This is a genomic window from Lutibacter sp. B1 (genome assembly GCF_012524075.1).
Classification (GTDB): domain Bacteria; phylum Bacteroidota; class Bacteroidia; order Flavobacteriales; family Flavobacteriaceae; genus Lutibacter.
In genome coordinates, this window is record NZ_JAAZUI010000005.1 from 46,147 (window position 1) to 70,007 (window position 23,861).

The 23,861-nt window shown below is 31.3% G+C and carries 23 protein-coding genes; 3 read left to right on the plus strand and 20 right to left on the minus strand.

The annotated features are described in order from the left end of the window. Window positions 1-4 precede the first annotated feature (4 nt). The 5 genes from HGB55_RS04195 to HGB55_RS04215 are packed head-to-tail and all read right to left on the minus strand — an operon-like array spanning window position 5 to window position 5,152. Entirely contained in the window at window positions 5-1,468 is a 1,464-nt protein-coding gene (locus tag HGB55_RS04195) for a UDP-N-acetylmuramoyl-L-alanyl-D-glutamate--2,6-diaminopimelate ligase (RefSeq protein ID WP_168814944.1), read from the minus strand. Continuing rightward, entirely contained in the window at window positions 1,469-3,457 is a 1,989-nt protein-coding gene (locus HGB55_RS04200) for a penicillin-binding protein (protein ID WP_211047340.1), read from the minus strand. A gap of 2 nt (window positions 3,458-3,459) precedes the next feature. After that, window positions 3,460-3,792 carry an FtsL-like putative cell division protein gene (locus HGB55_RS04205; RefSeq protein ID WP_168814946.1) on the minus strand — a complete coding sequence of 111 codons (333 nt, stop codon included), beginning with the start codon at window positions 3,790-3,792 and terminating at the stop codon, window positions 3,460-3,462. Continuing rightward, a complete protein-coding gene (rsmH, locus tag HGB55_RS04210; RefSeq protein ID WP_168815134.1) occupies window positions 3,793-4,689 on the minus strand; it encodes a 16S rRNA (cytosine(1402)-N(4))-methyltransferase RsmH in 897 nt (298 codons plus the stop codon). Beyond that, the gene (locus HGB55_RS04215) at window positions 4,676-5,152 is read right to left on the minus strand and encodes a division/cell wall cluster transcriptional repressor MraZ (RefSeq protein WP_168814948.1); all 477 of its coding nucleotides are present in this window, start codon (window positions 5,150-5,152) and stop codon (window positions 4,676-4,678) included. Before HGB55_RS04215 ends, rsmH begins: the two co-directional genes overlap by 14 nt. 208 nt (window positions 5,153-5,360) lie before the next feature. Between HGB55_RS04215 and HGB55_RS04220 the strand changes: the two genes are divergently transcribed. From HGB55_RS04220 to HGB55_RS04230, 3 genes are read left to right on the plus strand one after another with little or no spacing between them, the layout of a single operon-like run. Then, window positions 5,361-6,125 carry an alpha/beta fold hydrolase gene (locus HGB55_RS04220; RefSeq protein WP_168814950.1) on the plus strand — a complete coding sequence of 255 codons (765 nt, stop codon included), beginning with the start codon at window positions 5,361-5,363 and terminating at the stop codon, window positions 6,123-6,125. A 3-nt stretch (window positions 6,126-6,128) separates the two neighbouring features. Beyond that, the gene (gene yihA / locus HGB55_RS04225) at window positions 6,129-6,740 is read left to right on the plus strand and encodes a ribosome biogenesis GTP-binding protein YihA/YsxC (protein ID WP_211047341.1); all 612 of its coding nucleotides are present in this window, start codon (window positions 6,129-6,131) and stop codon (window positions 6,738-6,740) included. A 1-nt stretch (window position 6,741) separates the two neighbouring features. Next, window positions 6,742-7,428 carry an RluA family pseudouridine synthase gene (locus HGB55_RS04230; RefSeq protein WP_168814952.1) on the plus strand — a complete coding sequence of 229 codons (687 nt, stop codon included), beginning with the start codon at window positions 6,742-6,744 and terminating at the stop codon, window positions 7,426-7,428. Between the two features lie 72 nt (window positions 7,429-7,500). Here the strand turns inward: HGB55_RS04230 and argH are convergent, their stop codons facing one another. The 15 genes from argH to ilvB form a co-directional block, all read right to left on the minus strand. Next, window positions 7,501-8,781: an argininosuccinate lyase gene (gene argH / locus HGB55_RS04235; RefSeq protein ID WP_168814954.1), complete on the minus strand. Its 1,281-nt coding sequence runs from the start codon at window positions 8,779-8,781 to the stop codon at window positions 7,501-7,503. Window positions 8,782-8,862: 81 nt separating this feature from the next. Further along, window positions 8,863-9,921: a M20 family metallo-hydrolase gene (locus HGB55_RS04240; protein WP_168814956.1), complete on the minus strand. Its 1,059-nt coding sequence runs from the start codon at window positions 9,919-9,921 to the stop codon at window positions 8,863-8,865. Continuing rightward, entirely contained in the window at window positions 9,921-10,706 is a 786-nt protein-coding gene (gene argB, locus HGB55_RS04245; RefSeq protein WP_168814958.1) for an acetylglutamate kinase, read from the minus strand. The genes HGB55_RS04240 and argB overlap by 1 nt, the downstream gene beginning before the upstream one ends. Before the next feature lie 91 nt (window positions 10,707-10,797). Then, the gene (locus HGB55_RS04250) at window positions 10,798-11,745 is read right to left on the minus strand and encodes an N-acetylornithine carbamoyltransferase (RefSeq protein WP_168814960.1); all 948 of its coding nucleotides are present in this window, start codon (window positions 11,743-11,745) and stop codon (window positions 10,798-10,800) included. A gap of 1 nt (window position 11,746) precedes the next feature. Continuing rightward, window positions 11,747-12,529, minus strand: coding sequence for a glutamate 5-kinase (proB, locus tag HGB55_RS04255; RefSeq protein WP_371807799.1), 783 nt, complete (start codon window positions 12,527-12,529; stop codon window positions 11,747-11,749). Next, window positions 12,507-13,703: a glutamate-5-semialdehyde dehydrogenase gene (locus HGB55_RS04260; protein WP_168814962.1), complete on the minus strand. Its 1,197-nt coding sequence runs from the start codon at window positions 13,701-13,703 to the stop codon at window positions 12,507-12,509. Before HGB55_RS04260 ends, proB begins: the two co-directional genes overlap by 23 nt. Beyond that, the gene (locus HGB55_RS04265) at window positions 13,700-14,827 is read right to left on the minus strand and encodes an aspartate aminotransferase family protein (RefSeq protein ID WP_168814964.1); all 1,128 of its coding nucleotides are present in this window, start codon (window positions 14,825-14,827) and stop codon (window positions 13,700-13,702) included. The genes HGB55_RS04260 and HGB55_RS04265 overlap by 4 nt, the downstream gene beginning before the upstream one ends. Before the next feature lie 11 nt (window positions 14,828-14,838). After that, window positions 14,839-15,630, minus strand: a complete 792-nt coding sequence (gene proC / locus HGB55_RS04270) for a pyrroline-5-carboxylate reductase (protein ID WP_168814966.1) — start codon at window positions 15,628-15,630, stop codon at window positions 14,839-14,841. Window positions 15,631-15,640: 10 nt separating this feature from the next. Next, the gene (argC, locus tag HGB55_RS04275; RefSeq protein ID WP_168814968.1) at window positions 15,641-16,618 is read right to left on the minus strand and encodes an N-acetyl-gamma-glutamyl-phosphate reductase; all 978 of its coding nucleotides are present in this window, start codon (window positions 16,616-16,618) and stop codon (window positions 15,641-15,643) included. Further along, complete coding sequence (locus HGB55_RS04280; RefSeq protein WP_168814970.1) at window positions 16,615-17,802, minus strand: argininosuccinate synthase; 1,188 nt, start codon at window positions 17,800-17,802, stop codon at window positions 16,615-16,617. Before HGB55_RS04280 ends, argC begins: the two co-directional genes overlap by 4 nt. A gap of 1 nt (window position 17,803) precedes the next feature. Continuing rightward, window positions 17,804-18,421, minus strand: a complete 618-nt coding sequence (locus HGB55_RS04285; RefSeq protein ID WP_168814972.1) for a GNAT family N-acetyltransferase — start codon at window positions 18,419-18,421, stop codon at window positions 17,804-17,806. A 426-nt stretch (window positions 18,422-18,847) separates the two neighbouring features. Next, window positions 18,848-20,110: a threonine ammonia-lyase IlvA gene (gene ilvA, locus HGB55_RS04290; RefSeq protein ID WP_168814974.1), complete on the minus strand. Its 1,263-nt coding sequence runs from the start codon at window positions 20,108-20,110 to the stop codon at window positions 18,848-18,850. Then, complete coding sequence (gene ilvC, locus HGB55_RS04295; protein WP_168814976.1) at window positions 20,110-21,585, minus strand: ketol-acid reductoisomerase; 1,476 nt, start codon at window positions 21,583-21,585, stop codon at window positions 20,110-20,112. The genes ilvA and ilvC overlap by 1 nt, the downstream gene beginning before the upstream one ends. Window positions 21,586-21,601: 16 nt before the next feature. Then, window positions 21,602-22,123, minus strand: a complete 522-nt coding sequence (gene ilvN, locus HGB55_RS04300) for an acetolactate synthase small subunit (RefSeq protein WP_168814978.1) — start codon at window positions 22,121-22,123, stop codon at window positions 21,602-21,604. A 2-nt stretch (window positions 22,124-22,125) separates the two neighbouring features. Continuing rightward, on the minus strand, window positions 22,126-23,859 hold the full coding sequence (ilvB, locus tag HGB55_RS04305) for a biosynthetic-type acetolactate synthase large subunit (protein ID WP_211047342.1): 1,734 nt from the start codon (window positions 23,857-23,859) through the stop codon (window positions 22,126-22,128). Window positions 23,860-23,861: the final 2 nt, after the last annotated feature.

Below are 23,861 nucleotides of genomic sequence, written 5' to 3' on the forward strand. Positions count from 1 at the left end.
TGTACTAACTTTCTATGGCTTTTAATAATTGCTTTACTTTTTCATAATCATCAAAATGCGAACGAATTCCTTTAATCTCTTGATATGTCTCATGACCTTTACCTGCCACAAGTATAATATCTCCTTTATTCGCAAATTGTATAGCTGTTTTAATAGCTTGTTCTCTATCTAAAACAGAAATTGTTTTTTTAAAATTTTGAGGCTCTACTCCGGCTTCCATTTCATTTATAATTATTTGCGGATCTTCACTTCTTGGATTATCGGAAGTAAATATTACCTGAGTACTTAGTTGAGAAGCTATATGCGCCATTACAGGTCTTTTAGCTTTATCTCTATCACCTCCACAACCAACAACTGTAATTACTTTTTCGTTGCCTGTTCTAATATCATTAATCGTTTCCAACACGTTTTTTAATGCATCAGGAGTATGCGCGTAATCAATAATTGAGGTTATACCTGTTCCTGAAACAAAGTATTGAAATCTTCCACTTACACTTTCCAATTCACTTATATATGTTAATGATTCCGTTGAATCTAAACCTAACAAACAAGAAACTCCATAAACAGCTAACAAATTATAGGCATTAAAACTTCCAATTAACTTTGTCCAAACCTCATTATTATTAATATTCAACAACAATCCTGAAAACTGATTCTCTAAAATTTTAGCTTTATAATTAGCCATTGTTTTTAGAGCATATCCATATTTTTTTGCTTGGGTATTTTGAAGCATTACTGAGCCGTTTTTATCATCTATATTTACCAAAGCAAATGCTGTTTTAGGCAAAGCATCAAAAAATGACTTTTTTACATCTCTATACTCTATAAATGTTTTGTGATAATCTAAATGATCATGAGTTAAATTTGTATACACTCCGCCAGCAAATTGTAATCCTTCAGTTCTTTTTTGATGAATTCCATGTGAACTAACCTCCATAAAACAATAATCAACACCCAACTCAACCATTTCATATAAATACTTATTTATTAAAACCGAATTTGGTGTTGTATGTGTTGCTTTATATTCTTTTTCATCAACTAAAATTTTTACAGTTGACAACAATCCGGTTTTATAACCTGCTTTTACAAATAACTTATATAAAAGTGTAGCTATAGTGGTTTTACCGTTAGTACCAGTAATTCCAACTAATTTTAATTTAGATGAAGGATTGTTGTAAAAATTGGAAGCCATAATTGCTAAAGCACTATTTGTATCTTCAACTTGAATATAAGTAATGCTTTTAACTAAATTCTCAGGTAATGTTTCACAAACAATTACCGTAGCTCCTTTTTCTATAGCTGTATCAATAAATTTATGTCCGTCAAAAACCAATCCTTTTTGTGCAACAAATAAACTATTCTGTTTAATGCTTCTTGAATCAAATTCAATAGCATTTACACTTTTTTGAGTGGTACCATGAACGGCATTTACCGATACTTTATACAATATGTCTTTAACTAATTTCAATTAAGTTAATTTTAAAACTATTGTTGTTCCTTTAATTAATTTATCACCTTCATTTAATGATTGTTCTACAACTTTCCCATTTCCTTCCAAACTTACTTTTAGTCCCAAATTTTCCAGCAAAGAAATGGCGTCCATACCCGCCATTCCTTTCACATTTGGGATCGAATTATACTCCTTATTAGAAATAGTGTAAAAATTGTTATAATCATTTTGAACACTTGCAAAATCTGGTATTTTATAATCAATTTCATTTATTATATGGTTAGACGAATAGATTTTTTGAGCTATATCTTTAAAAACCGGACCTGACACATCGGCTCCATAATATCCTTTTTGAACTTTAGGTTTATGAATTACAACTATGCACGAATATTTTGGGTTTTCAGAGGGAAAATATCCGGTAAATGAGGAAATATATCTTTTGTTCTCATTCCAATCATTCATCCAATATTCTACTCGTGCAGTTCCGGTTTTACCAGACATTGAAAAACTTTCACTATATAATTTTTTCCCTGTTCCGCGTACCACCACATTTTTCAATATCTCTTTTACTTTATCAATGGTTTGTTTTGAACAAATTGAAGGATTAATGATTTCTTTTTCAAAATATGTAACACTTTGATCTTTCGAACGTATTTCTTTAACCAATCTTGGTTTTACCATTTCACCATTATTGGCTATTGCATTATAAAATGTTAGCGTTTGTAAAGGTGTTAACTGTAAGTTATAACCGTAAGCAATTGAAGGCAATGCGTTTTTACTCCATTTTTTTTCTCCCGGCGCAGGAATTTCCGGCTTTCCTTCACCTTTAATAGGTAAACCAAGCACATTATTTAAGTTCATTCTCTTTAATGAAGTAATGAATTTTTCGGGATTTTCACCAAAATTTTCATCTATTAATCTTGCAAAACCAATATTTGAAGAAACTTCTAAAGCTCTTGCCGCTGAAATTTCACCATAACCTCCTCTTTTAGAATCGTTGATATACCTACCATACATTTTATACCTTCCATCTCCGGTATCAACAACAGTGCTTGTATCTATGGCTCCGGTTTCTAAAGCAACTACCATAGACATTACTTTAAATGCAGATCCCGGTTCATGCGATTCTCCAACAGCATAATTCAATCTTTCATAATACTTTCCTGAAGAACTTCTTCCTAAATTAGAAATAGCTTTAATTTCACCTGTTTGAGTTTCCATAACCACAACACATCCATGATCGGCTTCGTAATACTCTAATTGCTTTAATAAAGAATGATGTGCAATGTCTTGTATATTAACATCAATAGTTGTAACAATATCTTTTCCATCAATTGGTTCTTTCTCATTATTATCATTTATAGGCTTCCATTGTCCTTTTGCAATTTTTTGCTTCATCCTCCAGCCATATTTTCCTCTTAAATAATCTCTGTAAGCACCTTCAATTCCCGGAGCTCCTCTATAATCATCATAACCAATGGTTCTTTCAGCAACTTTTCCCAGCGGATGTGCTCGAACTGTTGTTTGCTCTGCAATAAAACCACCTTTATACATTCCTAAATTAAATATTGGAAAGCTTTTTATTTTTATATAATCTGTATAACCTAATTTGCGAGTGATAAACAGATACCTATTTTTATTATTTCGTGCCTTTCTGATTTTTGTCTCCCAATATGAAGCCGATTTTCCTAACATTTTTGAAAGTTCTACCGAAAGTTCTCTTATGTTTTTTTCAAAAACTTCAGAATTAACTGTATAGGTATCCATTCTTATCTCATACTGAGACATTGAAGTTGCCAATAAACTTCCATCGGCTGAAAATACATTACCTCTGTTTGCAAAAATTGTATCATTTCGAAGGGTAAGTTGCTGTGATAAATTTCTATATTTTTCACCATCGGCAAATTGTATATTAGTAAGCCTTACTATTATAGCAACCAAAAAAAGTGTTATAAAAATAAACACGATATATAATTTATTTAATATGTTTTTTTGGGTAACCGACAATTTTAGTTTGATTTTTTTGAAACTACTTTTATTACTTGAGGTGGATTTTCACTTGGATACAAATCAAGATCAGCCACTTTATTACGTATTGTTGATTCCAACCTCATTTTCATTGAAATTGATCTTGTATCAACAAATTCAGCTCTTAATTCTTTAATTTCTTTATTTAACTCAGATATTTCCATTACTTTTTTATCGATGTTGTGAGAACTGGCAATCATCAATAACATTAAAAACACTATAAAGAGGATAAACCTCCAATTTTTAAAGGAATCTTCATTTACTAAAAAATCACCTTTTAAAATATCATATATGTTATCTTTTATTTTTGACATTTATGCTAGTGTTGCAATTCTAAGTTTTGCGCTTCTTGCTCTGTTATTTAATTTTATTTCTTGAGCTGTTGGTACTATCATTTTCCCAACTCTTTTTAGCGGAACTTTAATATTTCCGAAAAAATCTTTCTCCGGCTCACCTTCAAACAATCCATCTCTTATAAAGCGTTTTACCAGCCTATCTTCTAAGGAATGATATGATATTACGCTTAATCTTCCATCTTTATTTAACATATCAGGAACTTGCTCTAAAAATTCTTTCAACACTTCAATTTCCTGATTTACCTCTATTCTAATAGCTTGAAAAATTTGAGCCAAAACTTTATGTTCAACTGATTTTGGCACAAACTCACTCAATACTTCTTTTAGCTCAAAACTTGTTTTAATTTTATTTTCTGTACGTGATTTACTTATTTTTTTAGCGATGGCTTTTGCATTTCGCAATTCTCCATATTGAAACAGAATATTACTTAGCTTATCTTCTTCATACGTATTTACAACATCAAATGCCGATAATTCTCCCGATTGATTCATTCTCATATCCAAATCAGCATCAAAACGTGTTGAAAAACCTCTTTCTGCTTCATCAAATTGATGTGACGAAACTCCTAAGTCTGCCAAAATTCCATCAACTTTTTTTACACCATAAAAACGCAAATGCCTTTTTATATGTCTGAAATTTTGAGGTATCAACACAAACCTTTCGTCATCAATATCATTTTTTTGAGCATCTTCATCTTGATCAAAAGCAAAAAGCCTTCCCTTATCATTAAGTCTGCTTAAAATCTCTTTCGAATGTCCTCCGCCACCAAACGTAACATCTACATATATTCCATCAGGTTTAATATTTAAACCATCTACACTTTCCTTAAGCAATACAGGATTATGATATTCCATCATTATTTTCATCAGTTATATTACCCATTACCTCTTCAGCTAAATCAGCAAAATCAATTACAGCATCATCAATAGCTTTTTCGTAGTTTTCTTTATCCCATATTTCAATAATATTGACAACTGAAGAAAGCACTACATTTTTCGAAATACCAGCAAACTGCTGTAAATCTTTAGGTATTAATAACCTTCCGGAACTATCTAATTCAATAATTTTTACACCCGCAGTAAATCGTCTTATAAAATCATTATTCTTTTTAACAAACCTATTCAGTTTGTTTACTTTTGCCATCATTAAATTCCATTCAGACATTGGGTATAATTCTAAACAAGGCTGAAACACCGAACGTTTTAACACAAAACCTTCTTGCAACATGGGTAAAAGCTGTTTTTTTAATGCTGAAGAAAGCACCAGTCTTCCTTTAGCATCAGCTTTTCCTTCGTATGTTCCAATTAAATTTACCATTTTACTCTTGTATGAAATCAAAAATATAAATTTTTTCCCACATTTTTCCACTTTTACCCACTTTGTTGATAACTTTTAGCTTATTACCCTTTTTTTCACTTACCATTTTAAAAGACAGGTTCTTAATTTTTTATTAAATCATAATTTTATAAAATGATACTTTAGAAAAAAAAGTTACCTTTGCATTTAGCTTAAACAATATATTTTAATGAGCAGTAATCTTATAAAAGAAGGAGAATTTAGTTACATTGAAGCAGGTGAAGGAAAACCAATAATTGTGTTACACGGATTAATGGGAGGACTAAGTAATTTTGAGAATGTATTTAACTATTTTTCTAACAAAGGATACAAAGTAATAATTCCTGAATTACCTATCTACACACTACCTTTACTAAAAACCAACGTTAAAAATTTATCAAAATTTTTAAAAGAGTTTATGGAGTTCAAAAATATTGATAAGGCTATTTTACTTGGTAATTCTTTAGGTGGACATATTGCATTATATTTCACAAAATTAAACTTGAAAAATGTTGCTGGTTTAGTTTTAACAGGAAGTTCAGGCTTATATGAAAAATCTTTAGGTGACACTTATCCTAAAAGAGGTGATTATGAATATGTTAAAGCAAAAGCTGAAGAAGTTTTTTACAATCCTGAAGTTGCAACAAAAAAAGTTGTAGATGAAGTTTTTGAGTCAGTTAACGACAGAAAAATGTTAATTAAAACTCTTGCTCTTGCAAAAAGTGCTATTAGACATAATATGGCTAATGATTTGCCTGAAATGAATACACCGGCTTGTATTATTTGGGGTGAAAATGACAATGTAACACCTCCTGAAGTTGCTATAGATTTTCAACGGTTATTACCGGATGCCAATTTATATTGGATTGAAAAATGTGGGCATGCTCCTATGATGGAGTATCCTGATAAATTCAATGAAATTTTAGACAACTGGCTAAAAGAAAGAAACTTATAACTAATGATTATTAAAAGTGCTGATTTTGTAATTAGCAATACAAATGTTTCTAAATGCCCAAAAGAGCAACTGCCTGAGTACGCTTTTATTGGACGTAGTAATGTTGGTAAATCTTCATTAATAAATATGTTGACTGATAAAAGTAAGTTAGCTAAAACTTCAGGAAAACCAGGTAAAACTCAGCTAATCAATCATTTTAAAATAAATAATAACTGGTTTTTAGTTGACTTACCGGGATATGGTTATGCTAAAGTTTCAAAATCTAAAAGGCAAACATTTCAAGAATTTATAAAAGATTACTTTTTGCAACGTCAACAATTAGTTTGTAGTTTTGTTTTGGTTGATTCTCGCTTAGAACCTCAAAAAATAGATTTAGAATTTATGGAATTTTTAGGTGAAAACGGTATACCTTTCTGCATTGTTTTTACAAAATCAGACAAACTCAAACTTTCTGAACTGAACAGAAATATTCAGTTTTACAGCAAAAAAATAACAAGTACTGTTTGGGAAACTATGCCTCAATATTTTGTAACATCTGCTAGTAATAAAACAGGTAAAGATGAATTATTGAATTTTATTGATGATTTGAACCAACAAGTTGCTGAGAATTTTTAAAATGGCTTCAACTAAAAACAACTTAGAAATTTTACTTGAAGACAATCACTTCATTATTATCAACAAAAAAAGTGGCGAAATTGTTCAAGGAGATAAAACAGGAGATACACCTTTAAGCGAAATTGTTAAAGAATATATTAAAGAGAAATACAATAAACCAGGTAATGTTTTTTTAGGTGTTGTACATAGGCTTGACAGACCTACAACCGGTATTGTTGTTTTTGCCAGAACCTCAAAAGCATTAGAACGTTTTAATAAAATGCTACGTGAAAAACAAGTTAACAAAACCTATTGGGCAGTTGTAAAAAACAAACCAACTAAAAATGAAGACACTTTAACAGGGTTTTTAAGAAAAAATCCAAAAAACAATAAATCTACCTCTTACAGTACCGAAACTGAAGGAAGCAAAAAAGCTGTCCTCCATTATAAGTTATTAAAATCTTTAGACAATTATCATTTATTAGAAGTGGATTTAGAAACCGGACGCCATCACCAAATTAGATGTCAGTTGGCTTCTATCGGATCGCCTATAAAAGGCGATTTAAAATATGGTTTTGACCGAAGTAATAAAGATGCCAGCATTCATTTACACGCTCGTAAAATTGAGTTTATTCATCCTGTAACTAAAGAAAATATAACCATTACTGCACCTACTCCAAATGATGTAATTTGGAATGCTTGCAAATAAAATCAAAAAATTATATTTCTTTTCATTTTTCAAACATAGGATGACAACATCTCTAAAGCTTCTTTATTACAGTTATTTAATCTTAATTTTCTTTTCAACTATTTCATCTAAACACAAATTACCTATACTTCCAATATGGGTGTGGTTTACTTTTTTGTCAGGATCAAATTTTCCTTCAGCAATATTTTTACCTACAATTTTATATGCATCTCTAAAAGGAACTCCTTGTTGTACTAATTTATTAACTTCCTCTACACTAAATAAATACAAATATTTCTCATCTTCTAAAATAGTTGTATTTACCTTAATTTGTTCTAATGAAAAAGTCATCATTTCCAAACAGGCTTTTAAAGTTGAAAATGATGGAATTAATCCTTCTTTTAACAATTGTAAATCTCTATGATACCCACTAGGTAAATTATTTGTAATCAACGTGAATTCATAAGGTAATGCTTGTAATTTGTTACATTTTCCTCTAATTAGTTCAAAAACATCTGGATTTTTTTTGTGAGGCATAATACTTGAACCTGTTGTTAGTTCGTCAGGAAAAGAAATGAAATTGAAATTCTGACTCATATACAAACATATATCCATACTCATTTTTGATAATGTACTTGCTACTGAACTCAATGCAAATGAAACTGCTTTTTCCAATTTACCACGTCCCATTTGTGCTGCAACCGAATTATATTTTAAAGTATCAAAACCTAAAACCTCAGTAGTATATTTTCTATCTATCGGAAAAGAACTTCCGTAACCCGCTGCTGAACCTAACGGATTTTGATCTGCTACTTTATACGCTGCTTTTAAAAAATAAATATCATCAATTAGAGTTTCCGCATAAGCTGAAAACCACAATCCGAATGACGAAGGCATTGCAACCTGAAAATGCGTATAACCAGGCATTAAAACATCCTGATACTTTTTAGCCAACTTAATTAACAAATCAAACAAACTATCAACACCTTCACTTATTTCATTTAAAGCATCTTTTACATACAAATGCACATCAACTAAAACCTGATCGTTTCTTGAACGTGCTGTATGTATTTTTTTACCCGTATCGCCTAACTTTTCGGTAAGCATAAATTCAACTTTAGAATGTACATCTTCAAAAGTATTTTCAATAATAAAATTCCCTTCTTCAATTTGATTTAAAATAGTGTTTAACTCTGTTTCAAGTACTTTTAATTCATCTGCTGTAAGCAACCCTATTTTATGCAACATTTTAGCTTGAGCAATATTACCAATTACATCGTATTTAGCCAAAATTAAATCCAGCTCTCTATCATTCCCAACAGTAAATAAATCTATTTTTTTATCGGTACTAAAGCCTTTATCCCAAAGTTTCATTTTATTATTGTTTAAGCGCTTAATTGTGCAATTGTTAAATTGTATTTTTATACAACTCAACTATTCAACAGTTAAACAGTTTTATACTATTTCTTCTAATATTTTAATGTACAAATCAACTCCTTCTTCAATTTCATTTACATAAATAAACTCATCAGCTGTATGTGATCGCAAACTATCACCAGGTCCTAATTTTAATGAAGGACAACTCAACACCGCCTGATCTGAAAGTGTAGGTGAACCATACGTTGTTTTACCTAATTTTATACCTGCTTTTACAATAGGATGATTATTAGGAATGGATGATGAATTTAACCGTAACGACCTTGCTTTTACTTCTGAATTCACATTAGACTTTACAATATCTAAGACCTCTTTATTGGTATATGCATCTGTTACCCGAACATCAACCACATACTCACAATTTGCAGGAATTACATTATGCTGATTTCCGGCTTGAATTTGAGTCACCGTCATTTTAACTTTCCCTAAAGTTTCAGAAATTTTAGGAAATTCAAAGTTTTGAAACCATTGAATATCATTAATAGCATTGTAAATGGCATTATCTCCGTTCCCATGAGCTGCGTGCCCCGAAGTTCCTTTTGCTTTACAATCTAACACCAACAATCCTTTTTCAGCAATAGCTAATTGTAATAGCGTTGGCTCACCAACGATAGCAAAATCAATTGGTGGAATAATTGATAACATACTATTTAAACCATTTGGGCCTGAGCTTTCTTCTTCAGCAGAAGCCACCATAACCAAATTGTAATTTATGTCTTTTTTATCGTAAAAATACGTGAATGCTGCCAATAATGAAACCAAACAACCACCTGCATCGTTACTGCCTAACCCATACAATTTTCCATCAATAATTTCCGGTAAAAACGGGTCTCTTGTATAACCTTTATTCGGTTTTACAGTATCATGATGAGAGTTTAGTAAAATAGTTTTTTTTGAAGCATCAAAATGTTTATTCTTAGCCCAAATATTGTGTTTATTGCTTTCAAACTTTATATTATGAGAAGAAAACCATTGCATAATCAATAGTGCAGTTTCATTTTCTTCACCTGAAAATGACGGTGTTGAAATTAATTTTTTAAGTAATTCTATAGCTTCTTTTGATAATTGATCTATCATTATTTTAAACTTAGTGTTGTATGTTTATTATTCGAGTTTTTAATAAATGTAGCATCTCCAATTTTAACTTTACTAACTCCTTTTTGTAAAGCATTAAAACAATTGTGCAATTTAGGAAGCATTCCGTCTGAAATAACACCTTCTTTAACTAATTGCTCGTAGGTTTCAAAATTGATAAATGGTATTACCGACTCTTTATCTTCAAAATTTTTCAAAACACCTTTTAATTCAAATAAAAAATCGAGTTCAACATTGTACAACTTACTCATTCCTATCGCAATTTCTGAAGCAACAGTATCGGCATTGGTATTTAGTAATTGACCTTCTTTATTATGTGTAATGGCGCAAAAAACAGGAGTTAAATTATTTTGTAACAACGCATTAACCGTTGAAGCATTAACAGCATCAATATCACCGGCAAAACCGTAATCAATATCTTTTACAATACGTTTATGCGCTAAAATTGTGTTACCATCAACGCCAGATAAACCAATGGCATTACAATTGTTTTTTTGTAATTGAGCAACCACATTTTTGTTAATTAATCCGGCATACACCATAGTAACAATTTCTAAATTAGCTTCATCAGTAATTCTTCGTCCGTTTACCATTTTAGGTTGTAAACCAATAGCATTTGCTAATTCTGTGGCTTTTTTACCACCTCCGTGAATTAAAATTTTAAGCCCCTCAATTGCTGCAAAATCTTTTAAAAAATCATTTAAATTCTGTTCATTTTCAATGATATTTCCTCCAATTTTAATTATTTTTAGTTTTAGCTTATTCATTTTCTATCTTAGATGATGATTGCACAAAGTCGAACTAACATTTAATCTTTTTTAAATTGAAATCACTTCGACTCCGCTTAGTGACCATATTTTAATTATTTTCTAATATTTTTTTTAATATAATTTGTGCTGAATATGTTCTATTATTCGCTTCTTCAATCACAATAGAATTATTTGAATCCAAAACAGCATCTTCGACAATTACATTTCTACGCACAGGCAAGCAGTGCATAAATTTGGCATTGTTTGTTTTTTTCATTTTTTCTTCAGTAATCATCCAAGAAGCATCTGTATTTACAACTTTACCGTACTCTTTATAAGAACTCCAGTTTTTTACATAAATAAAATCGGCATTTTCAAAAGCTTTATCTTGGTTATATTCAATTTTTGAATTTTTGGTGATTTCAGGATTCAATTCGTAATCTTTTGGGTGGGTTATTACAAAATCGGCATCTTGCAACTGCATCATTTCAATAAAAGAATTTGCAACAGCGTGTGGCAATGCCTTTGGGTGTGGCGCCCACGACAAAACAACTTTAGGTTTTTCCTTAGTTTTATATTCTTCAATAGTAATAGCATCTGCCAATGCTTGTAAAGGATGCCCAATAGCACTTTCCATATTTACCACAGGAATGGTTGCATATTTTTTAAAATTATGAAGTACTATTTCAGCTTCATCTTTTTCTTTATCTGTTAATGAAGCAAAGGCTCGTATTGCCACAATATCACAATATTGAGAAATTACCTGAGCAGCTTCTTTTACATGTTCCGATTTTTCTTGATTCATTACAGTACCATCTTCAAACTCTAAAGCCCAACCTTCGCTACCAAAATTCATAACAATAACATTCATTCCTAAATTTTGAGCCGCTTTTTGAGTACTTAAACGCGTACGTAAACTATTATTAAAAAATAATAAACAAATGGTTTTTCCTTCACCCAAAAACTTGAACTGCAATGGGCTTTTTTTCAACTTTATAGCTTCCTCTATGGTTTTTTGCAAGCTATCCAAATTATTGATAGATAAATAATGTTTCATTTTATACTATTATTATTTTTGTAAAATCAATTTTATTACTGAAGCTTTCAATAATAAAATTATCCTTTAAACCATTTAAAATCCATGTTTCAATTCCGGCTTTTTGAGCTATTTCAGCAGCATCAATTTTCGAAACCATTCCACCGGTACCATGTGTTGAAACTGAAATTTCAATTTCATTTTTTAATGATGAAATATCGGCTGTTTTTAAAATAGTTTTTCCATTTTTATTTTTGATAGATTCTTTAGTGTAAATGCCATTAGTATTTGTGGCAATAATAAATAAATCGGCCTTTAATAATGAAGCCGTTAATGCTGCTAATTTATCGTTATCACCAAATTTTATTTCATCGGTAGCAACTGTATCATTTTCGTTGATAATTGGTATGTAATTATTATCAACCAAAACATTGATAGTGTTTACTATATTTATTTTAGACTGTTCTTTTTCGAAATCGGAATACGACAATAAACACTGCGCAGTAAATAAGCCATGTTCTCTAAAAATTTCCTGATAAATTCTCATTAAATGTGGCTGACCGATAGAAGCTAGTGCCTGTTTCACTTTAATTTCTTTTCCATTGGTCTCCAAATCAACAAACTGTTTTGCCACAGCAATAGCGCCTGAACTTACTATAACAAACTCGTACTTATCTTTTAAACCTGCTACCTGACGAGCAATGTCTTCAATTTTTCCTCTGGAAATTTGATGCGTTTCTTTTGTTAACACATTAGAGCCTACTTTTAATAAAATTCTTTTTTTACCTGATTTGTCCATTTCCATAAACATACCATTTATTAGTTACTAAATGCTGTAAACCCATTGGACCTCTGTGGTGTAATTTATCGGTACTTATGGCAAGTTCACCACCTAAACCAAACTGACCTCCATCGGTAAAACGAGTCGAAGCATTTTGATATACCGCAGCCGAATCTACCGATTCCATAAAAATAGTAGCCGTATTGTTATTTTTTGTAATGATTACCGCTGAATGACCTCCGCTGTATGTATTGATTTTAGCGATAGCATCTTCAGTAGAAACCACACTTCCTAAAACAATTTTATAATCTAAAAACTCTTTAAACCAAACTGCTGAACTTTCAAAAGGTGAAATATTTTCAAAAGAAGCCATATACGCATCACCTAAAATTTCAACATTATATTCTAACAATTTATCAATCAACTTTTTAATAAAAATTTCTTTGTTTGGCAAATTTGAATGTATCAAAACTTTATCCAATGCATTACATGCCGATATTTTTGCTGTTTTACCATTAATAATGGTTTTAAGAGCAATCTCTAAATCGGCTTCAGCATCAACATAAACAAAATTATTACCTCTTCCGCTTACAATTACAGGGCATTTAGCATGTTGTTTTACAAAAGCAATCAATTTTTCACCTCCGCGCGGCACTATTAAATCGACTTTTTGAGTTGGATTTTCTAAAAATGCCTGAGTTTCAGTTCGGCTATAATTCAAATATTCAACCCAAATCTCAGAAATATTAAATGCAGCCAAAGCTTTGTGCCATAGTTCTACAATTTTAAGATTGGAATTTACAGCTTCTTTTCCTCCTTTCAATAAAATTTTATTCCCCGACTTAAACGCAATTCCGGCTGCTTCAACAGTAACATCGGGTCTGGATTCATAAATAATTAAAACCGTACCAAAAGGTGCTGTTTTATTGATGATATTTAAGCCGTTTTCGTGTGTAAAATTATACAGTTCTTTACCAACAGGATCAACATCTTCCAATAATTGTTGGAGTGATAAAATCATTCCGTTAATTTTAGTTTCATCAACTTTCAAACGGTCGTACATTGCCAAATCTTCACCATTATAACTCTCAACATCCATTTTATTGGCAGTTAAAATTTCGGCTTTATTTTTTACAATAAGCCTAACCATTTCACTTAAAACATTGTTCCGTTGCTCTGTTGTTAAAATTGTGTTCATTTTAAAACTTCTTTTAACACCGAAATAAATACGGCTATTTCTTCTTTCGAAATACATAAAGGAGGTAGTATTCTCAATAATTTCTTATTGTTTGAACCTCCTGTAAATATGTGTTTATCAAAAATTAGTTTTTTTCTTAATTCCCCTACTTCAAAATCAAATTCAACACCCAACATTAAACCTTTTCCTTTTACTTTTTTTATTTGAGGGATTGATTTAATTTCTTCTAAAAAGTACCGGTATACTTCGTTTACGTTTGCTAATAATTTTTCATCTTCTAAAACATCTAAAACAGCAATTGCTGCAGCACAAGCCAAATGATTTCCACCAAAAGTAGTTCCCAACATTCCGTATTTTGCCTTTATTTTATCAGAAATTAACACACCTCCAATAGGAAATCCATTTGCCATTCCTTTGGCAGTTGTTATTATGTCCGGCTGAATATTATGGTGCTGAAATGCAAAAAATTGACCACTTCTTCCATAACCCGATTGAATTTCATCTAAAATAAGAAGTACACCATTTTTAGTGCATATTTTTTGAACTTCTTTAAAAAACTCGGTAGTACCTTCATCTAAACCACCAACGCCTTGAATTCCTTCAATAATTACGGCTGCAACATCTTTTTTACCAATCTCATGAATAACCAAATCAACATCATTCAACGGTAAAAATGTTACCTTTTGCTGAAGATTAACAGGTGCATTTATATTCATATTATCCGTTACAGCAACTGCTGCCGAAGTACGTCCGTGAAACGCATTTTTAAATGATACTATTCTGCTTTTTCCTGTTTCAAATGAAGCTAATTTTAACGCATTTTCGTTTGCTTCAGCCCCAGAATTACACAAAAACAACTCATAATTTTCACAACCCGATAACTTGCCTAGTTTTTGAGCTAGTTCAACTTGTAAAGGATTTTGAATTGAATTAGAATAAAATCCAATTTTATGAATTTGTTCTGTTAACGATTTTACATATTTGGGATGTGTATGACCTATTGAAATAACACCATGTCCACCGTATAAATCTAAATATTTTGTATTGTTTTCATCCCAAACATACACACCTTCAGCTTTTATAGGAGTTACATTGTAAAGCGGATAAACATCAAATAATTTCATTATAAAACTTTTTAAATTTGATTAATTTTTTCGAATGAAGCTACTAAACCTTTAATTAAAGAGGAACTTAACCCTTGGTGTTCCATTTCATTTAAACCTTCAATAGTACAACCACTTGGCGTGGTAACTCTGTCTATTTCCTGCTCCGGATGGCTTTTTGATTTTACCAACAAACTGGCGGCTCCCAAACAGGTTTGCATAGAAAGTTCTTGAGCTTCTTTGGCATCAAAGCCCAACTGTATAGCTCCTTGTGTGGTTGCTCTAATCAGTCGCATCCAAAAAGCAATACCGCTGGCACAAATAACAGTTGCTGCCTGCATCAACTTTTCGTCAATACACATGGTTTTTCCTACCGAATTGAAAATATTTTGCGCAATTATAAATTTATCTTCACCTTTTTTGTTTGCGCACAAGCAAGTCATAGATTCAGAAACTGAAATAGCCGTATTAGGCATACTTCTAATAATAGGAACTTCACTACCTAAAACGCTTTCAATATCACTTATTTTTCTTCCTGTTATAACCGAAATTACCATATGTTTTGTTGCATTAATAACATCTTTAATTTCGCCTAAAACCAATGGAAGTTGTTTGGGTTGTACCGCTAAAATGATGATTTCAGAGTTTGAAACTGCTTCAACGTTATTTTTTGTAACGATAACATTTGAAACCGATTTCCATTGTTTTAATTCAGAAATATTTCGTTTAGTTAAATACAAAGAATTTATGGTTAACTCGCTATTTAAAATACCATTAGCGATTGATATTCCTAAATTTCCTGCTCCTATAATTGCTATTTTCATATAAATTAATTTAAAATGCCAAAGCTTTTAATTGTAAACCTTCCTTTTGATTGATTCCGAAAATGAGATTCATATTTTCAACTGCCTGGCCTGATGCTCCTTTCAACAAATTATCGATTACCGAAGTAATGAGTAATGTGTTTTTATGTTTTTCCAAGTGAATAAAACAATTATTGGTATTTACCACTTGTTTTAAATGAATTGGTTTTTTCGAAATTTTTGTGAAAGGTGAGTCTTTATAAAAATCATCAAACAATTCAAATGCTTCATCTAAAGTTTTATCGAATGTTAGATATATTGAAGCAAAAATACCTCTGCTGAAATTCCCTCTGTTTGGTACAAAAAACAACTCTTCCGAAAAATTAGATTGCAATTGTTGTAAACTTTCCGAAATTTCACCTAAATGCTGGTGTGTAAAGGCTTTGTATACCGAAAAATTATTGTCTCTCCAGCTAAAATGCGTAGTTTCACTTGAAGAAACTCCGGCTCCGGTTGAACCTGTTGTTGCGTTTATATGAATGGAGTTATTCAATAAATTTGCTTTCGCTAACGGCAATAAGGCTAATTGAATTGCTGTAGCAAAACAACCCGGATTTGCAATATTTTTGGCTTTAATTATCTTTTCTTTTTGAAGTTCAGGCAATCCGTACACAAATTCTTTCCCCATAAAAACAGCATCGCTATTCAACCTAAAATCGTTACTTAAATCAATAATTTTAGTGGTTTCAGAAAATGTATGTTCATTTAAAAAACTGGTAGAATTTCCGTGCCCCAAACACAAAAAAACCACGTCAACATCAGCATTTATTTTTCCGGAAAATATCAGTTCTGTTTGCCCTAATACATCTTGGTGTACATCATACAATTTATTCCCTGCATTGGAAGTGCTGTACACAAAATCGATATCAACTTTAGGATGATTGATAAGTAATCGTATCAATTCTCCTGCTGTGTAACCTGCACCTCCAATGATTCCGGCTTTTATCATAACTCTGAATTTACGCTGTGATATATTTTATTTGCTGTGCCCAATATTTTAATAAAACCTTTAGCATCATTTGCAGTCCAAGCTTTATTTTCTTCACCGTATTCACCAAATTTAGATTTCATTAAATCGTGGTCAGATTCAATTCCGTTAATACTAAAGTGATATGGTTTTAAAGTTACAATAACTTTTCCGGTTACTGTTTTTTGAGAATCAATTAAAAAAGCTTCAATATTACGCATTACCGGATCTAAATATTGTCCTTCGTGTAATAACATTCCGTACCAATTTCCCAGTTGATCTTTCCAATATTGCTGCCATTTGGTAAGTACGTGTTTTTCTAAAGTATGATGAGCTTTAATAGTTACCAATGCTGCGGCTGCCTCAAAACCTACTCTCCCTTTAATCCCAACAATAGTATCACCAATATGAATATCTCTTCCTATGGCATATTTTGAAGCGATTTCTTCTAACTTTAAAATGGTATTTACTGGTGAATCAAATTCATCATTTAAACCAACTAATTCTCCTTTATCAAAATGCAATACAACTTCTGAAGGCTCCGTTTTTTGTAACTGACTAGGATAAGCGCTCTCAGGCAATGCTTTATTTGATGTTAATGTTTCTACACCACCAACACTTGTACCCCAAATTCCTTTATTAATTGAATATTTTGCTTTTTCTGAAGTAAATTCAACTCCGTGTTTATTTAAGTATTCAATTTCTTCTTGACGTGTTAATTTTAAATCTCTAATTGGTGTAATTATTTCAATTTCAGGAGCCAAAGTTTGAAAAATCATATCAAACCTAACCTGATCATTTCCTGCTCCGGTACTACCATGCGCAATATATTTTGCTCCAATTCCTTTAGCATAATTTATTACTTCAATGGCTTGAAACACGCGTTCGGCACTCACTGAAAGTGGATACGTGTTGTTTTTTAGCACATTTCCAAAAACCATATATTTAATAGCTTTTTCGTAAAATTCATCTAAAATATTTTTATTTGTATGAGTTGCAACACCCATTTTATAGGCTTTTGCTTCAACCGCTTCAAGTTCTTTTACGGAAAAACCTCCTGTATTTACAAGTACGCTATGTACTTCTAAATTAAGTTCGTGTTGTAAATATTGTACACAAAATGATGTATCTAAACCTCCGCTATATGCTACTACTACTTTTTCCATTTTATTTATTATTTTTCTTTAAAAATAATGCTTGTTTAATTCCTTTTAATCTGCTTAATACTTTGGAATTATACTCGTGTTTTTTAATTTTTTTCCTATTTTTTGGATCGTATAACATTCCTGTACATAAGCACATTTTTTTATTTGTTCTTGTTAAAATATCGAAATTTTTACAAGTTTGACATCCATTCCAAAAAGCCTCATCAGTTGTTAATTCAGAAAATGTAACCGGTTGGTATCCCAACTCATAATTAATTTTCATCACTGCAAGTCCGGTAGTTATACCAAAAATTTTGGCTCCTGGATATTTTTCTTGAGAATATTCAAAAATTTTCTTTTTTATTTTTTTAGCTATACCTTGATTTCTAAAATTTGGATGAACAATTAAACCTGAGTTAACCACAAAAGCTTTATCACTCCATGTTTCTATATAGCAAAATCCGGCAAATTGATCCTCGTGAACTGCAATAACAGCATTTTTATCTAAAATCTTTTTAGTTATATATTCCGGAGTTCTTAAAGCAATACCAGTTCCTCTAACTTCAGCAGATTCTTTAATAGTATCACAAATTAATTGTGCATATTTTATATGCGATTCATCAGCTATAACAATTTTCATTAGCTTATAAATAATTAAAATTAAAAAAATAAAATTTGATGTTACCTAAAACGAAAACGAACGCATCGTTTTCAAAATATAATTACGCCCAAAAGGGGCGACGGTGTGGTATAAAGTGTACAGTCAATTCTTCTAACCCTAAAAAAGTTAAATTTGAAATTGTAAATATGTTAAAAGAATGTTGCAAAATTTGAAAATGATAATATTAAACTGTTTTTATTAAACGCATGGAGAATTAGCGCATACAGCGGCGCATACAATAAATGTAAGGGGGCATTTCAACAGTAATATTTGCATTGTTTATTTTCATGGGTACAATATTAAACAAAAAAATTAATACATTTTTAAAATAATTAAATTTTTATCATTTTTTTAATATTAAACTTCTTCAGTTATTAAATCAATTGAATAACAAGACTTTAATTGCTAAACCAAAAATTGAAATAATTCAGGTTTTTCATTTAAATATTCACCTAAAAAGCCCTTTTCTTTCATTCTGGCCAATAAAGGTTCAAAATCATCTTTAGAATCCAGTTCAATTCCAACTACTGCAGGCCCTTTATCTCTATTGTGTTTTTTGGTATATTCAAAATATACAATATCGTCATTTGGACCTAAGACCTCTACCACAAATTCTTTTAAAGCTCCTGCTCGTTGAGGGAATTTTATAATAAAATAATGTTTTAATCCTTCGTAAAACAATGCTCTCTCCTTCATTTCTTCCATTCGGGTAATATCATTATTACCACCGCTCACCACACAAACTACTGTTTTACCTTTTATTTGTTTCTTATATTTTTCAAGTGCTGAAATTGATAACGCTCCTGCAGGCTCTACAACCAAAGCATTTTCGTTATAAACTTTCAAAATTGTAGAACAAATTAATCCTTCGCAAATGGTATTGGTATCATCTAACAATTCTTTACAAATTTGAAAAGTTATTTCTCCCATACGTTTTACTGCAGCGCCATCAACAAATTTTTCAATTTCATCAAGTGTGATATTTTCTCCTTTTTCTAATGAAGTTGTTAATGATGGTGCGCCTTGAGGTTCAACTCCAACTATTTTTGTTGAAGGGCTTAAGGCTTTAAATACAATTGAAACACCAGAAGCTAAACCACCTCCACCAACAGGAACAAATAAATAGTCAATAGTTGTATCACAATCATTTAAAATTTCTAAACCAACGGTTCCTTGCCCTGCAATAACATCAATATCATCAAAAGGATGTACAAAAGTGCTGTTATGTTCTTTGCAAAATTCGCCGGCTGCTTTTTGACTATCGTCATAACTATCACCAATAAGTTTAATGTTTATAAAACTACCACCAAACATTTTAACCTGATCAATTTTTTGGTGTGATGTAGTTACGGGCATAAAAATTACCCCGTTAACTTTTAATTTTTGGCAAGCATAAGCTACACCTTGAGCATGATTACCGGCACTTGCGCATACAATACCATTTTTAAGTTCTTGAGGTGTTAATCCTTGAATTTTATTAAAAGCGCCTCTAATTTTATAAGAACGAACAACTTGCAGATCTTCCCTTTTAAAGTAAATAGATGCTTGGTAACGTTCAGAAAAGTTTTTCATAAATACCAAAGGAGTATGTTCAACTACTCCTTTGATATTCTGTTGTGCTGTATAAATTTTTTCTAATGAAATGCTATTTTTTAAAGAAACGCTCATTAAACAATTTTGGTCATTGCGGTCATAGATTCTCTTAACTCATATCCAATCAATTCAACAGGATGAAAGCGTATAATTTCATTAATTTCAATCAACTCTTTATTATCTACACCATTATCTTTTCCTTCACCATATTTTTTACCAATCACATCGGTATCAATTCCTTTCATAAAATCTGCTAATAATAGTTTACAAGCATGGTCAAATAAATAACAGCCATATTCAGCAGTATCAGAAATGGTTCTGTTCATTTCAAATAATTTTTTACGTGCAATTGTATTCGCAATTAACGGCGTTTCGTGTAACGATTCATAATACGCTGATTCTTCTTTAATACTAGCTTCAGTCATAGTTTCAAAAGCCAGTTCTACACCAGATTTTACAAAAGCTACCATTAAAACAGCATTGTCAAAATACTCTTGTTCTGTAATTTCAACAGTACCTGCTGTTGTTTTTTCAAAAGCAGTTTCGCCTGTTGCTGCCCTCCAAGTCAATAAATTTTTATCGTCATTTGCCCAATCTTCCATCATTGTTTTAGAAAACTCACCACTCATAATATCATCCATGTGTTTTTGGAAAAGCGGACGCATAATTTCTTTTAATTCTTCTGAAAGTTTAAAGGCTTTTATTTTTGCCGGATTTGATAAACGATCCATCATATTGGTAATTCCTCCATGTTTTAAAGCTTCTGTAATAACTTCCCATCCATATTGAATTAATTTTGAAGCATAACCCGGTTCAATGCCCTTTTCAATCATTTTATCAAACGATAAAATGGACCCTGTTTGTAACAAACCGCATAAAATGGTTTGCTCTCCCATTAAATCAGATTTTACTTCAGCAACAAATGATGAATTTAAAACACCTGCTTTGTGTCCTCCTGTAGCAACTGCATAAGCTTTAGCAATTTCAAAACCATCACCAGTTGGATCATTTTCAGGATGTACTGCAATTAATGTTGGAACTCCAAATCCACGTTTGTATTCTTCTCGCACTTCAGATCCCGGCGATTTTGGAGCTACCATAATTACTGTTAAATCTTTACGGATTTGCATTCCTTCTTCAACAATATTAAATCCGTGAGAATACGATAATGTTGCTCCTTTTTTCATTAATGGCATAACTGCCGAAACTACACTGGTATGTTGTTTGTCTGGTGTTAAATTAACAACCAGATCTGCCGTTGGTATCATTTTTTCGTATGTTCCAACCTTAAAATTATTTTCAACAGCATTTTTATATGACTGACGTTGCTCTTTTATGGACGATTCGCGTAAAGTATATGAAATATCCAAACCTGAATCGCGCATATTTAAACCTTGATTTAATCCTTGTGCTCCACAACCTACAATTACAATTTTTTTACCTTCTAATTTTTTTACACCATCTTCAAATTCTGAAAAATCCATAAACTCACAAGTTCCTAATTGCTCTAATTGTAAACGTAATGGAAGTGTGTTAAAATAATTTGTCATTTTTTATATTGTCTTTTTAATTAAATTCTTGTAATACTTCTGATATTCCCATTTTTGTTCTGGTAATTGCAATACGACCCGAACGCACAAATTGTAATAATCCATATGGTTTTAACTTTTCATACAAACGGTCAATATCTTCCTTTAAACCAGTAGCCTCAATTACGAAAAAAGTATCTGTAATGGTTACTATATGAGCCCTTCTCAGTTTTAATTTACTCTGAATTTTTTCATCGTACAAATGGTCTGTAGATAATTTGAACATTGCCGCTTCCTGATATATAACTTCATCTTCTTTATGATAAAAAGCTCCAATAACTTCAATTTGTTTTTCTAATTGACCTACAACTTTTCTAATTTGAGTTTCAGTAACAATAACTACAAAAGTAAACCTGTGCACATGTTCTATTTCAGTTTTACTTACCGTCATACTTTCAATATTGATATGCCGTTTTAAAAATATTGCGGATAAACGATTTAATATCCCAATATTATTCTCGGTATACACCGAAACCGTAAATTTTTGATTTTCTTCCATAATTAACTTAATCTTATATCTGAAACACTTGCACCTGTTGGTACCATTGGAAAAACATTGTCTTCTTTTTCAATCATTACTTCAAGAAAGTATGATTCTTTTGAGGCAATCATCTCTTTAATTGCATTGCCCAAATTTTCTCTTTTTGAAACCTTATTTGCTTTAATATCATAGCCTTCGGCTATTTTAACAAAATCCGGATTTGTCATAATTGTTGAGGCATATCTTCTGTCAAAAAACAATTCTTGCCATTGACGTACCATCCCTAAAAATTCATTATTTAAAACTACAATTTTTACTGCTGCTTTGGTTTGTAAAATAGTGCCTAATTCTTGTATAGTCATTTGAAAACCACCATCACCAACAATAGCTATTACTTCTCTTTCGGGCACTCCCATTTTTGCTCCAATAGCTGCAGGTAAAGCAAAGCCCATGGTTCCTAAACCTCCTGAAGTAACATTGCTTCTTGTTCTAATAAAATCGGCATAACGGCAAGCAAACATTTGATGTTGCCCAACATCTGAAACAATTACGGCATCACCTTTAGTTTCTCTATTAATAGCGGCTAATACCTCACCCATTGTTAATCCTTCTTTGGTTGGACTTAATTGATCGTTGATAACTTTTTCAAGTTCAACTTCATATAATTTATGAAATTCATTTAACCACTCTTTATGATTATTTTTTTTAACCAACGGTACTATTTCAAACAGTGTATCTTTTACATCTCCCAAAACGGCTACATCTGTTTTAACATTTTTATCAATTTCAGAAGGGTCTATATCAAAATGAATAACTTTAGCTTGTTTTGCATAAGTATCTAAATTTCCTGTAACACGATCATCAAATCGCATTCCAATTGCAATAAGCACATCACATTCGTTTGTTAAAACATTTGGTGCATAATTTCCATGCATACCCACCATACCAACATTTAAAGGATGTTTTGATTCTAAAGCAGAAAGACCTAAAGCTGTTGATGCTGAAGGAATCCCTGTTTTTTCAATAAAGTTTTTAAACTCTTGTTCTGCTTTACCAATTATAACACCTTGACCCCAAACAATAAATGGTTTTTTTGCGTTATTAATAATTTCTGAAGCTTCTTTTATTTTGTTGATATCGAATTTTGGAATTGCTTTGTAGCTTCTAACTTTTGTACATTTTTCATATAAAAAATCTAACTCTCCAAATTGAGCATCTTTAGTTATATCAATTAAAACAGGACCCGGACGACCTGATTTTGCAATATAAAATGCTTTTGCAATAATTTCAGGAATTTCACTTGCTTTGGTAATTTGATAATTCCATTTTGTAACCGGTGTAGAAATACCTATAATGTCCGTCTCTTGAAAAGCATCAGAACCTAAAAGATGTGAAGCTACCTGACCGGTAATACAAACTAATGGTGTAGAATCTATTTGGGCATCAGCAATTCCTGTGACTAAATTAGTTGCACCGGGACCCGATGTTGCAAAAACAATACCCGGTTTACCCGTAACTCTTGCAAAACCTTGCGCCGCATGAATAGCGCCTTGTTCATGACGAGTAAGTACGTGATGAAGTTCATCTTTATACTTATACAACTCATCATATACAGGCATAATGGCTCCTCCCGGATATCCATAAGCTAAATTTACCCCTTCTTCCAATAAGCATTTTATCACTGCTTCAGCACCTTTAATTTTAATTGAAGGCAAATATTTTTTTTCTTGAATTTCTTTTTTTAATGTCTCCATAG